Here is a 12,862-nt window from a genome sequence, read left to right as displayed (position 1 = left end):
TCAGAGCTCCTGGCGCTGGTTGTCGGGATCGAAGAAGGGCAGTTGCACCACCGTGGCCTGCACCACCTGGCCGCCATCGACTCGGATCGGAATCCGCATGCCTGGCTCGGCCTGGTCGGCGCCGGCGTAGGCCAGGCCGATGATCTGGCCGAGGGTCGCCGAATACTCGCAAGAGGTGACGTTGCCGCTGATGTCGGGCCCATTGAGCACCAGGTGACCCTCCAGCGGCTGCGCACTGCCCTTGGGCAGGGTGAAACCGACCAGCTTGCGCTTGAGCGGCTGCGCTTCGAGGATTTCGATCGAGCGCTTGCCGACGAAGAACGGTTTCTTGCGGCCGATGGCCCACTGCATGTCGATCTCGCCGGGATGGGTCATACCATCTGTGTCCTGGCTGATGATCACGTGGCCTTTCTCCAGGCGCAGCAGGCGTTGGGTCTCGACGCCGAAGGGGCGGATACCGAACTCTGCGCCGGCCTCCATTAATGCGTCCCACAGCCGTGCCCCATGACGTGCCGGTACGTGGATTTCATAGCCCAGCTCACCGACGAAACCGACCCGCATCAGCCGCGCCGGTATGCCGGCGACGCTGCCGGTGCGTGCGGCCAGATAGGGGAAGCCCTCGGCGGACAGGTCGACGTCCGCGCAGAGCTTCTGCAGCACCTGGCGCGACAGTGGCCCGGCCAGGTTGACCGCCGCCAGGGCGGCTGTGACGTTGGTGATGTCCACGTTCAGCCGCCACTGCGCGTTCCACTTGAGCATCTGCTGGTAGATGCGGTCGACGCCGCTGGTGGTGGCGGTGACGTAGAAGTGATTGTCCGCCAGCCGCGCGCAGACGCCGTCGTCGATCACCACGCCGTGCTCGTTGGTCATCAACGCATAGCGAGTGCGCAGCAGCGGCTGCTTTTTGAATGGCAGGGTGTAGATGCGCTCGAGCAACTCGGCGGCATCCGGGCCGCGCACGTCGAGGCCGCCGAGGGTGGACACGTCGATCAGGCCGACCTTCTCGCGCACGTGGCGGGCTTCTTCCTGCATGCAGCGTTCGCGATCTTCGGCCTTGCCGTAGAACGCTGGACGCTGCCAGATACCGGCGGGCATCAGCTTGGCGCCGGCGGCGACATGGCGGCTGTGCATGGCGGTGTGACGATAGGGGTCGAAGGCGCGGCCGGCGACGTGGGCCAGTTTTTCTGCTTCGAACGGCGGCCGCGCGGTGGTCACGCCGGTTTCGCCGATACTGCGGCCGGTGGCCTGGGCTACCAGGCGCGCGGTGGGCAGCGCCGAGTGGCGGCCCTGGGACGGGCCCATGCCGACGGTGGAAAAGCGCTTGACCAGTTGCACGTCGCGGTAGCCGATGCGGGTGGCGTTGACGATGTCGCGAACCTGCAGGTCTTCGTCGAAGTCGACGAAATCCTTGCCCTTGGGATGGGGGAATATCGGCCACTCGAAGTTGACCCGCGCCTCGCCGCGCAGGCTCGCTTCGCCAATGCCGGCATCCAGGCCCAGTGCTTCGACTGCCCGTGCGGCGGCGCGGGCGCCGTCGGCGAGTACGTTGTCCAGATGGTGGCGACCGCCGACCGAACCGGCGATCGCCAACCCTTCCGGCAGGCCACTGATGGCGAACTCGGCGCGCTGCTCGTCGTAGGCCAGCTTGCCGCCTGCTTGGCACAGCAGCTGGTAGACCGGCATGTAGCCGGCGGACATGCACAGCAGGTCGCAGTCGACGTGAACTCCCTGGGCGGCAACCTGGCCCTGGGCGGTGATGCGGCGGATATCCGCGCCGCTGACATGGCGCATACCCTTCTCGTGCAGGGCCTCGTACACGGTGCTGCCCAGGTGGCAGGGGATGCCCTGCTTTTCCACGGCGACCTTCAGCGCGACATCGGCCGGCTGCAAGCGCATGTCCACCAGGGCAGCGACCTGCACGCCCTGTTCGGCCAGGTCGAGGGCGGCCAGGTAGCCGTCGTCGTTGCCGGTGAGCAGCACGGCGCGCTGGCCGGGCTTGACCGCGTAGAGCTTCATCAGGCGCTGGGCGGCGCTGGTGAGCATGACCCCGGGCAGGTCGTTGTTGCGAAACACCACCGGCTGGTCGAAGGAGCCGGCGCTGACGATGCACTGCCGCGCACGCACCTTGTACATCCGTCGGCTCTGGATCACCGGCAGGTAGTTGTCGGTGAACCAGGCGTTGCAGGTGGCCTGCGTCAGTACCTGGATATTGGTGTGGCCTTGCACGGCGCTCACCAGATCACGGCGCAGCGCCTCGGCGCGGCGGCCCTCGATATCGAAACGGGCGTAGGTCAGCGAGCCGCCGAGCAGCGGCTGCTGTTCTATCAGCAGCACTTTGGCCCCGGCATTGGCGGCGGTCAGCGCGGCGGACAGCCCGGCCGGGCCGGCGCCGACGATGGCGACGTCGACGAACAGGTAGGCCTTGTCGTAGTACTGCGGCTTGAAGTTCAGATCGAGCACGCCGAGGCCGGCCTTCTTGCGGATCAGCGGCTCCCACACCTTCCATATGCCCTTGGGCTTGTAGAACGAGCGGTAGTAGAAACCCACCGGCATGAATTTGGAGAACTTGCCCAGGTAGGCGTCGCGGTCGTTGTCCAGCGAGCCGTTGAAGTTCTGCCCGGTGACGGCGAGCCCGGCTTGGAGCGCCTGGGTGTCGGCCAGCACATTGGGCTCGTCAGGCAACTGCACCAGGGTGTTGGCGTCCTGCCCGGCCATGCTCAACGGGCCGCGCGGGCGGTGGTACTTGAACGAGCGCGAGAGCAACCAGCGGCCGTTGGCGAGCAGCGCGCTGGCGATGCTGTCGCCAGCAAGACCCTGGTAATCGGTGCCGTCGAAGCTGAAACGCAGTGGCTGATCGCGGTCGATCAGCAGGCCCATGGGGGCTGGGAGGCGATTCATCGTACGATCTCCTCGGTGTGCGCGGCGAACTCGACCCGCTGGGTGAAGATTTCCTTCGGATCGAAGGTGCGAATGATCTTGTCGCTGACCGTATGGCGCTCGGCGAGGAACCAGTAGCTGGACGCGTTGTGCAGCCACCACTCGCGCACCACGCCAGCGGCGTTGTCGCTGTTGAACACGTAGTCGGCCCACTCGGAGTCGCTGCAGGTGGCCGGATCCGGCATGGCCTTGAGTTCGCCGCCGTAGGTGAATTCGCTGATGTTTCTCGGCCCGTTGAGCGGGCAGTTCATGATTTTCATCTTCCGCTCCTTTAGTGGCTGGCCGCCGTGGCGCCCATTTCGTTGACCTGCTGGAAGGTGGAAAAACGCTCCAGGGCGAAGGGCCGGATAAGCTCCGGCACCTTGCCGCCTGCGGCCACCAACTCGGCCATGGTCTTGCCGCAGATGGGCGTGGACTTGAAGCCCCAGGTGCCCCAGCCGGCGTCGAGGTAATAGTTCTGCACCGGCGACAGTCCCATGATCGGGCTGTAGTCCGGAGTCATGTCGGTAATGCCGGCCCACTGGCGCATCAGTTTGGCGTTGGCCATGAAGGGGAACATCTCGATGGCATGGGCCAGCAGGCTCTCCTTCAGATCCAGGGTCGAGCGGGTGTTGTACAGCGGATAGGGGTCGGAGCCGCCGCCGAAGACGATCTCGCCGCGGCTGGTCTGCTGCACGTAGCAGTGCAGCGCGGAGGAACTCACCAGCGGATCGAGGAAGGGCTTGAACGGCTGGGTCACCATGGCCTGCAGCGGGTAGGTGTGGATCGGCGCGCGAATGCCGGCCTTGGCCAGCATCAGCGAGCTGGCGCCGGCGATGGCCTGCACCGCGCAGCCGCACCTCACTATGCCGCGGTTGGTCTTTACCGCGGTGATGCGGCCGTTTTCGATCACCAGATCCTGCACCTCGGTGAGCTGGTGGATTTCCACGCCGCGCTTGGCCGCCTGTTTGGCGTAGCCCCAGGCCACGGCGTCGTGGCGCGCGGTGGCGCCGTCGATATGCCAGAGGCCGGCGAGCACCGGCAGGTGGCCGGGGTCGAGGTTGAGGCTCGGCACCAGTTCGCGGATCTGTTGGCGGTCGATCATCTCGGTGCGTCCGCCGAAGTGTTTGTTCACCTCGGCGCGCTGACGGAAGGCGCGCACCGTGGCGTCCGTGTGGGCCAGGGTGAGCTGGCCGCGCTCGGAATACATGATGTTGAAGTCGAACTCGTTGGACAGCTCCTTGAACAGTCGCACCGACTCGGCGTAGAAGCGCACGCCTTCGCTGGTGAGGTAGTTGGAACGAATCACAGCGGTGTTGCGCGCGGTATTGCCGCCGCCGAGGTAGCTCTTTTCCAGCACCGCGACATTGGTGATGCCGTGGTACTTGGCCAGGTAGTAGGCGATGGCCAGGCCGTGGCCGCCGCCGCCGATGATCACCACGTCGTAGGACGTCTTGAGTTCGCGCGGCGGCGGCAGGTCGACTTCCACCGGGTATTCCGAACTCAGGCCGTATTTCAGGAGATTGAAGGGCATGCTGCCTCCGCGCGCTGGGTCAGGTTGGACGGGGCCGTCTGTTGCAGGCGCGCCGCGACCAGGGTGTTTTTCATCAGGTAGGCGATGGTCATCGGGCCGACGCCGCCGGGCACCGGGGTGATAGCCGAAACCTGCGGCAGGGCAGAGTCGAAGTCGACGTCGCCCACCAGTCGCGAGCGGCCGTTTTCATCGATGCGATTGATGCCCACGTCGATCACCACGGCCCCGGGCTTGAGCCAGTCGGCATCGACCAGGCGCGGTCGGCCGACGGCGGCGACGACGATGTCGGCCTGACGGCACAGGGTCTTCAGGTTGGCGCTCTTCGAGTGCACCACGGTCACCGAGCAGTGGGCCTTGAGCAACAGGGCGGCCATGGGCTTGCCGACGATATTGGAGCGGCCGATCACCACCGCATGCTTGCCGGTCAGATCACCGCAGCTGTCCTGCAACAGGCGCAGGCACCCGGCTGGGGTGCAGGGGGTGAGCACCTCGCGGCCCTGGCTGAGCCCACCGACGTTCTCGGCATGGAAACCGTCGACGTCCTTCAACGGGGTGACGGCCTGCAGCACGCGCTGCTCGTCGATGTGTGCCGGCAGTGGTAACTGCACCAGGATGCCGTGCACCGAAGCGTCGGCATTGAGCTCGGCGATCAGTGCCTGCAGCCTGGCTTCGGCGGTATCGGCCGGCAACTTGAATTCCAGCGAGCGGATGCCGCATTCCTCGGCGCGCAGCACCTTGTTGCGCACGTAGACCTGGCTGGCCGGGTCATCGCCGACCAGTACCACGGCCAGGGCCGGGACGATGCCGGCCGCTTTCAGGGCGCGCACATCCTCGGCCACTTCGGCCAGCACGCGGGCGGCGGCGGCCTTGCCGTCGATCAGCTTGATGGGGGCTTGTGTGTTCACCGGAAGATCACCGTGCGCTCGCCATTGAGGAAGACCCGATGCTCCAGGTGGTATTTCACCGCCTTGGACAGGGCCACGGTTTCGGTATCACGGCCGATGGCGACCAGATCGTCGGGCAGGTAGGCATGGTCCACGCGCTGCACTTCCTGCTCGATGATCGGGCCTTCGTCGAGGTCCGAGGTGACGTAGTGTGCGGTGGCGCCGATCAGCTTCACGCCGCGCTCGTAGGCCTGGTGGTAGGGCTTGGCGCCCTTGAAGCCGGGCAGGAAGGAATGGTGGATGTTGATGGCGCGGCCCGAGAGCTGCTTGCACAGATCGTCGGAAAGGATCTGCATGTAGCGGGCCAGCACCACCAACTCGGTCTGGGTCTCGTCGACGATCTTCATCAGCGCCGCTTCCTGCTGGGCCTTGCTGTCCTTGGTCACCGGCAGGTAGATGAAGCGGATGCCCTCGCGCTCGGCCATGGGCCGCAGCTCGAGGTGGTTGGAGACGATGGCGGTGATCTGCATGTCCAACTCGCCCTTGTGGTGGCGATAGAGCAGGTCCACCAGGCAGTGATCGTACTTGCTCACCATCAGCAGCACGCGCATGGGCTGAGCGGTGCTGTGCAGCGCCCATTCCATCTCGAAACGCTGGGCCACGGCCACGAAGCCTTGCTCGACTTCGTCGATATCGCCTTCGTAGCGGTCGTTGAAGCGAAACACCGCGCGCATGAAGAAACGGCCGCTGGTCTCGTCGTCGAACTGCGACATCTCGCTGATGTAGCAACCCCTGTCCGCCAGATAGGTGGTGACCGCCGCAACGATGCCCGAGGCTGCCGGGCAACTGATCTTGATGATGAAATGGTCGGTGGCGTGTTGCATGTTTGGTCCTCGATTGTTGGGCGGCAGCTCAGTGCAAAAGTGGAAAATTTCGTGGGTGAAGCGAAACTTCATCTATGAATGTTTATTACTGCTGGGAAAAAAAGTTTCCTGATGCGCTTTTATAGGCGAAGCGAAGCTGCAGGTCTAGCTTGATGGGAAAATTTTTATCTTGGCAGGAAACTCTTGTCGCGTTAGCGATGGAGTGCAGAACGGTGCGCGCGGCGCACCCTACGGCGTGGCGGGAAACAGAGGGGTAGGGTGCGCCATGCGCACCGGAATGGCGTTACCGGGCGCACCCTGTGGGGGAAACGGGCCTTACTCGTTGCCGTAGTTCATCACCGACAGCAGGCGGATCGGCACCTGCAGCAGTTGCTCCGGGCCGTGCGGGATGTCGCCGTCGAAGGTCAGGCTGTCGCCGGCCTGCAGGTGGTAGAGCTGGTTACCGTGGCGATAGACCAGCTCGCCCTCCAGCAGGTGGAGGAACTCGGTGCCGGGGTGAGCGAAGGTGGGGAACTCCTCGCTGGCGTCGTCCATGCTCACCATGTAGGCCTCGAAGTTCTTCTTCGGTCCACGAGTGTGGTTGAGCAGGTGGTAGGTGTGGCCCTTCTCGGTGCCGCGGCGAACCACCTCCATGCCCTCGCCGGCCTTGACCAGGATGGCGCTGCCGTCGGGTTGGTCGTACTGGCTGAACAGTTTGGACATGGGCATGCCGAGCACGTCGCAGAGACGGCTCAAGGTATCCAGGCTGGTGGAGACCTGGGCGTTCTCGATCTTGCTCAACATGCCCTGGCTGATTCCGGCGATACGGGCCACGTCCGCCAGTTTCAGTTCCTGCGCCTGGCGCTGACGCTTGATCTGCATGCCCAGGTACTGCTCCAGGCGGAGGCGGGGAGGGATCTCGGTGGTCATGGGCGGTGAGTCCTGCACGATTTCAGTTCAAGAAAGTAAATTTCGCACTGAGAAAGTGCGAGTCCGGGCGTCCCGCTCCGGATGGCGACACGGGACTTTCCCACAGTGAAAAGGATTTTCCCATATAAACAGTAGCTCGGCGCCAAACCGAGTTCTTCCTCTGCGCGCCTTTCAGATTGGCAAGCTGCTTGCATTCCTGATGGGAAACTAAGTTTCCTGTGTGGAATTCAATGAAAAAGCCCGACCGCTACCTGCTCATTCAGACGATCCGGACTACGGTGGCAGTCGTGCGCCGCCCCGTCTTCGATCGCCTGCCATCCAACGACCGCCTTGCCCTTTTCCAGGAGTGAAGACCCATGTTGCCAACTGAAACGCAGCGCATCATCGATCAGCACGGCATCAAGTACGTGCTGGCCCAGTTCGTCGATATCCACGGCGCCGCGAAGACCAAGTCCGTGCCGATTTCCGGCCTCAAGGCGGTGGCCGAGGACGGTGCCGGGTTCGCCGGTTTCGCCATCTGCGGCATGGGCATGGAACCGCATGGGCCGGACTTCATGGCCCGTGGCGACCTCTCCACCCTGATCCCGGTGCCCTGGCAGCCGGGCTACGGCCGAGTGGTGTGCATCGGACATGTGGAAGGCAAACCCTGGGCGTACGACACCCGCTACGTGCTGCAACAACAGGTCCAGCGTCTGACCGACAAGGGCTGGACCCTGAACACCGGACTGGAGCCGGAATTCAGCCTGTTCCGCCGTGGTGCTGACGGCAAGCTACAACTGGTGGACGCCACCGATAATCTGGACAAGCCCTGCTACGACTACAAAGGCCTGTCGCGCTCCCGCGAATTCCTCGAGCGCCTGACCGAAGCCCTGCAACCGGTGGGCTTCGACATCTACCAGATCGACCACGAGGACGCGAACGGCCAGTTCGAGATCAACTACACCTACAGCGACGCCATGGAATCGGCGGACCGCTTCACCTTCTTCCGCATGGCCGCCGGCGAGATCGCCAACGACATGGGCATGATCTGCTCCTTCATGCCCAAGCCTGACCCGAAGCGCGCCGGCAACGGCATGCACTTCCACCTGTCCATCGCCAGCGCCAGCAACAAGAACCTCTTCCACGACCCGAACGACCCTAGCGGCATGGGCCTGTCGAAAATGGCCTATCACTTCGCCGCCGGCCTGCTGGCCCACGGCCCGGCCCTGTGCGCCTTTGCCGCGCCCACGGTCAACTCCTACAAGCGCCTGGTGGTGGGGCGCTCGCTGTCCGGTGCGACCTGGGCGCCAGCCTTCATCGCCTTCGGTGCCAACAACCGCTCGGCCATGGTGCGCGTGCCCTACGGCCGCCTGGAGTTCCGCCTGCCGGATGCCGGCTGCAACCCCTACCTGGTCACCGCCGCGATCATCGCCGCCGGCCTGGACGGCATCGACCGTCAGCTGGAGCCGGACACCATCTGCAACGAGAACCTCTACAACCTGAGCCTCGAAGAGATCGCCGCGCGCGGCATCAAGACCCTGCCGCAGTCGCTCAAGGAAGCCACCGACGCCCTGGAAGCCGACCCGCTGTTCCGCGAGGTGCTCGGCCCCGAAATCGTCGACGAATTCATCAAGCAGAAGCGCATGGAGTGGGTGGAGTACAGCCGCCACGTCTCCGACTGGGAGATCCAGCGCTACACCGAATTTTTCTGACAGCCCGTCGCCCATTTACCTGCCCCGAGGAGACACGCCATGTGCGGAATCGTAGGTCTTTACCTGAAGAAGCCCGAGCTGGAAGGCCAGCTCGGCAAACTGTTCGAACCCATGCTCGAAGCCATGACCGACCGTGGTCCGGACAGCGCCGGCTTCGCCATCTACGGCGATGAAGTGGCCGACGGCTGGGTCAAGCTGACCCTGCAGGCCATCGAGGCCGACTACGGCTGGAAGCACCTGATGGGATCGCTGGAAGGCCGCCTGGGTTGCTCCCTGGACTGGTTCCAGAACGCCAGCGCCGCGGTGCTAAAGGTCAACTGCGATGAAGAGCGCGTACGTGCCGCCCTCGCTGACCTCGCCCCCGACGTGCGCATCATGAGCGCCGGCCAGAGCATCGAGATCCTCAAGGGCATGGGCCTGCCGAAGGAAATCTCTGAGCGCTTCGGCCTCGCGAACATGAAAGGCAGCCACATCATCGGCCACACCCGTATGGCCACCGAAAGCGCGGTGACCATGGAAGGCAGCCACCCGTTCTCCACCGGCGCCGACCTCTGCCTGGTACACAACGGCTCGCTCTCCAACCACTTCCGCCTGCGCCAGGAGCTCAAGCGCCAGGGCATCGTCTTCGAGACCGAGAACGACACCGAGGTGGCCGCTGGCTACCTGACCTGGCGCCTGCAGCAGGGCGACAGCCTGAAGGAGGCCCTGGACCACTCCCTGGAGGATCTCGACGGTTTCTTCACCTTCGCGATTGGCACCCGCAACGGTTTTGCGGTGATCCGCGACCCCATCGCCTGCAAGCCGGCGATTCTCGCCGAGACCGACGACTACGTGGCCATGGCCTCGGAGTACCAGGCCCTGGCCAGCCTGCCGGGCATCGACAAAGCCAAAGTGTGGGAGCCGGAGCCGGCGACCATGTACATCTGGGAACGCGCCTGAGGAGCCTGCGCATGAAAACCATCGACCTTTCCACCGCCTCGGTGCGTGAACTGAACCAATCCCTGCATGGCGAAGTGCAGGACCGCGAATGGCTGGTGACCCATCCGGACGGCAAACACAACCTCGCCGTTGGCGTGAACCAGGCCGTGAGCATCGATATCCAGGGCCACGCCGGTTACTACTGCGCCGGCATGAACCAGAAGGCCTGCATCACCGTGCACGGCAACGTCGGTGTCGGTGTGGCGGAGAACATGATGAGCGGTTCGGTGCGGGTCAAGGGCAGTGCGTCCCAGGCCGCGGGCGCTACCGCCCATGGCGGACTGCTGGTGATCGAAGGCGACGCCGGCGCGCGTTGCGGCATTTCCATGAAGGGTGTCGACATCGTGGTTGGCGGCAGCATCGGCCATATGAGCTGCTTCATGGCCCAGGCGGGCAGACTCGTGGTGTGCGGCGATGCCGGTGACGCCCTCGGCGACTCGCTGTACGAGACCCGCATCTACGTCAAGGGCACGGTCAAATCGCTGGGTTCGGACTGCATCGAGAAGGAGATGCGCGCCGAACACTTCGAAGAGCTGGCCGAGCTGCTCGGCCGCGCCGGCTTCGCCGAGGATCCGGCCAGCTTCAAACGCTACGGCTCGGCGCGCCAGCTGTACAACTTCAAGGTCGACAACGCATCGGCTTACTGACCAAACCCAGAACCCGGACGGTGCGTGCGGCCTTGGCGGCCCCGCGTACCCTTCAGGCGGGCACCAACACGACGTAGGGTGCGCTGTGCGCACCATCGCCCCGACGAGGAATCTGCAATGAGCGAACACAACACCCCGGTACTGCGCGAGTCCGCTACCTTCGACCGCTTGACCATCCAGGAGATACAGCGCGCCGCCGAAACCGGCATCTACGACATTCGCGGCGGTGGCACCAAGCGCAAGGTGCCGCACTTCGACGACCTGCTGCTGCTCGGTGCTAGCGTCTCCCGCTACCCGCTGGAAGGCTACCGCGAAAAGTGCGGCACTGACGTGGTACTCGGCACCCGCTTCGCCAAGAAGCCGATCCACCTGAAAATCCCCGTCACCATCGCCGGCATGAGCTTCGGCGCGCTGTCGGCCAACGCCAAGGAAGCCCTCGGCCGCGGCGCCAGCATCGCCGGCACCAGTACGACGACAGGGGATGGCGGTATGACCCCCGAAGAGCGCGGCCAGTCGCAACATCTGGTCTACCAGTACCTGCCGTCGCGCTACGGCATGAACCCCGACGACCTGCGCAAGGCCGACGCTATCGAGATCGTCCTCGGCCAGGGCGCCAAGCCGGGCGGCGGCGGCATGCTGCTAGGCATGAAGGTGACCGAGCGGGTCGCCGGCATGCGCACCCTGCCGATCGGCGTCGACCAGCGCTCCGCCTGCCGCCACCCGGACTGGACCGGCCCGGACGACCTGGCGATCAAGATCGCCGAGCTGCGCGAGATCACCGACTGGGAAAAACCCATCTACGTGAAGATCGGTGCCAGCCGCCCCTACTACGACGTCAAGCTGGCGGTGAAGGCCGGTGCCGACGTGATCGTCCTCGACGGCATGCAGGGCGGCACCGCGGCGACCCAGGAAGTGTTCATCGAGCACGTCGGCATCCCCATCCTCCCGGCCATCCCGCAAGCCGTGCAGGCCCTGCAGGAAATGGGCATGCACCGCCAGGTGCAACTGATCGTCTCCGGCGGCATTCGCAACGGCGCCGACGTGGCCAAGGCCATGGCCCTGGGCGCCGACGCCGTGGCCATCGGCACCGCTGCCCTGGTGGCGCTGGGCGACAATCACCCGCGTCTGGATGACGAGCTGAAGAAGATCGGTTCCGCCGCCGGCTACTACGACGACTGGCAGAACGGCCGCGACCCGGCCGGTATCACCACCCAGGACCCGGAATTGTCCAAGCGCCTCGACCCGGTGGAAGGCGGCCGCCGCCTGGCCAACTACCTGCGCGTGCTGGTGCTGGAAGCGCAGACCATGGCGCGCGCCTGCGGCAAATCGCACCTGCACAACCTCGACCCCGAGGACCTGGTGGCCCTGACCGTGGAAGCCGCCGCCATGGCCCGTGTGCCATTGGCGGGCACCAGCTGGATTCCCGGCCAACAGTTCTGAGGTCTTTGCTCGCCCCGGGCGCGTCAGCGTTCGGGGCGTTTGCATTTCTGCGGGAGTTGCTCATGAGCTTGTTCAGTGCCAATGCCGCCGGCTGGGGCTTCCTGCTTCTGGCCGGCCTCAGCGAGATCTGCTATGCCGCTGCGATTCCCCGTACTCAGGGGTTTACCCGTCTGTGGCCAAGCCTGTATTGCGGCTTCTTCATCGCCCTTAGTCTGTATCTGCTGGCTCAGGCGGTGCGCACTCTGCCGGTGGGCACCGCCTACGCCGTGTGGGTCGGCATCGGTGCACTGGGCACCGCCGTCTACGGCATCATCTATCTCGACGAACCGGCTGACGCTGCGCGGCTGGCTTGTCTGGGGCTCATCCTTGCCGGTGTGGTGGGACTCAAGCTGGTTTCCGGCACGATAGCCTGAGTCATCCGGCCCGGTCTTGCGCACAAGGCGCCGCGGGTTCTCCGGACTCGCGGCGTTTCTGCGCTTGTGGACGGTAATGCGGGATTCCTGTGCGCCGCAGCGACGGCGCTGGACAGTGGCGGGCGTGACAGGCGTGCGTCTGCTCCGTGCTGGTAGAGCACAGTCTGGCTTGAGTCGCCAGGCTGTGCTGTGTGGGTGAACGGCGCAGACTCGAGCACGCGCAGTACGCGGTGAAGAATGCAGCGCTGGTGCAGGAGGGGCGCGGGTGCGGTCAGAGTGCCGCTGCTGGGTGCGGCTCGATGCGCAGGCGTCAGGCGCTAGAGGCGGGAGTTGCTGCGGGGAGGAGGAAAGCCGGCAGCGGACTGCCGGCCGGAGTGCTTACTTGAGTTTGGGCAGCTTGTCGTCCGGTAGGGCGTAGCTGTGCTTCTCATGAATCATGGTGGCGATCAGCGCGTAGAGGCTGACGCCAGCCACCAGCAGGCTGATGAAGACCAGGATCGCCGGCTTGTCGGCGAAGGTGAAGACGGCGCTGGCGCCGTCGAAGGTAGTGATGCTCATGGGCAATG

At 65.0% G+C, this 12,862-nt stretch carries 12 protein-coding genes; 5 read left to right on the top strand and 7 right to left on the bottom strand.

Annotated elements, in window-relative coordinates:
* The 6 genes from N5J71_RS13260 to N5J71_RS13235 all read right to left on the bottom strand — a co-directional run bounded on the left by N5J71_RS13260 (position 1) and on the right by N5J71_RS13235 (position 7,127).
* Complete coding sequence (locus N5J71_RS13260) at positions 1-2,898, bottom strand: FAD-dependent oxidoreductase (protein WP_003118327.1); 2,898 nt, start codon at positions 2,896-2,898, stop codon at positions 1-3.
* Positions 2,895-3,197 carry a sarcosine oxidase subunit delta gene (locus tag N5J71_RS13255; RefSeq protein WP_003118328.1) on the bottom strand — a complete coding sequence of 101 codons (303 nt, stop codon included), beginning with the start codon at positions 3,195-3,197 and terminating at the stop codon, positions 2,895-2,897. The genes N5J71_RS13260 and N5J71_RS13255 overlap by 4 nt, the downstream gene beginning before the upstream one ends.
* 11 nt (positions 3,198-3,208) lie before the next feature.
* On the bottom strand, positions 3,209-4,450 hold the full coding sequence (locus N5J71_RS13250; protein ID WP_003118329.1) for an FAD-dependent oxidoreductase: 1,242 nt from the start codon (positions 4,448-4,450) through the stop codon (positions 3,209-3,211).
* The gene (gene folD / locus N5J71_RS13245) at positions 4,432-5,355 is read right to left on the bottom strand and encodes a bifunctional methylenetetrahydrofolate dehydrogenase/methenyltetrahydrofolate cyclohydrolase FolD (RefSeq protein ID WP_003118330.1); all 924 of its coding nucleotides are present in this window, start codon (positions 5,353-5,355) and stop codon (positions 4,432-4,434) included. Before folD ends, N5J71_RS13250 begins: the two co-directional genes overlap by 19 nt.
* Positions 5,352-6,218 (bottom strand): formyltetrahydrofolate deformylase, encoded by an 867-nt coding sequence (purU, locus tag N5J71_RS13240; RefSeq protein WP_003118331.1) that lies wholly within the window; start codon positions 6,216-6,218, stop codon positions 5,352-5,354. Before purU ends, folD begins: the two co-directional genes overlap by 4 nt.
* A 315-nt stretch (positions 6,219-6,533) precedes the next feature.
* On the bottom strand, positions 6,534-7,127 hold the full coding sequence (locus N5J71_RS13235; RefSeq protein ID WP_003118332.1) for a helix-turn-helix domain-containing protein: 594 nt from the start codon (positions 7,125-7,127) through the stop codon (positions 6,534-6,536).
* 356 nt (positions 7,128-7,483) lie between these two features.
* Between N5J71_RS13235 and glnT the strand changes: the two genes are divergently transcribed.
* The 5 genes from glnT to N5J71_RS13210 all read left to right on the top strand — a co-directional run bounded on the left by glnT (position 7,484) and on the right by N5J71_RS13210 (position 12,296).
* A complete protein-coding gene (gene glnT / locus N5J71_RS13230) occupies positions 7,484-8,818 on the top strand; it encodes a type III glutamate--ammonia ligase (RefSeq protein WP_003118333.1) in 1,335 nt (444 codons plus the stop codon).
* A 39-nt stretch (positions 8,819-8,857) separates the two neighbouring features.
* Positions 8,858-9,757, top strand: coding sequence for a class II glutamine amidotransferase (locus N5J71_RS13225; RefSeq protein WP_003118334.1), 900 nt, complete (start codon positions 8,858-8,860; stop codon positions 9,755-9,757).
* A gap of 11 nt (positions 9,758-9,768) precedes the next feature.
* A complete protein-coding gene (locus tag N5J71_RS13220) occupies positions 9,769-10,443 on the top strand; it encodes a GltB/FmdC/FwdC-like GXGXG domain-containing protein (RefSeq protein ID WP_003118335.1) in 675 nt (224 codons plus the stop codon).
* 117 nt (positions 10,444-10,560) lie between these two features.
* Positions 10,561-11,883: an FMN-binding glutamate synthase family protein gene (locus N5J71_RS13215; protein ID WP_003118336.1), complete on the top strand. Its 1,323-nt coding sequence runs from the start codon at positions 10,561-10,563 to the stop codon at positions 11,881-11,883.
* A 62-nt stretch (positions 11,884-11,945) separates the two neighbouring features.
* Positions 11,946-12,296, top strand: coding sequence for a DMT family transporter (locus N5J71_RS13210; protein ID WP_003118337.1), 351 nt, complete (start codon positions 11,946-11,948; stop codon positions 12,294-12,296).
* 378 nt (positions 12,297-12,674) lie between these two features.
* On the opposite strand, the gene N5J71_RS13205 is transcribed toward N5J71_RS13210, so the two are convergent.
* Positions 12,675-12,854 (bottom strand): hypothetical protein, encoded by a 180-nt coding sequence (locus N5J71_RS13205; protein ID WP_003118338.1) that lies wholly within the window; start codon positions 12,852-12,854, stop codon positions 12,675-12,677.
* Positions 12,855-12,862: the final 8 nt, after the last annotated feature.

Origin of the sequence: Ectopseudomonas oleovorans, assembly GCF_029845265.1 — a bacterium.
Taxonomy (GTDB): domain Bacteria; phylum Pseudomonadota; class Gammaproteobacteria; order Pseudomonadales; family Pseudomonadaceae; genus Aquipseudomonas; species Aquipseudomonas oleovorans.
This window is presented reverse-complemented; position numbering and strand designations above follow the sequence as displayed.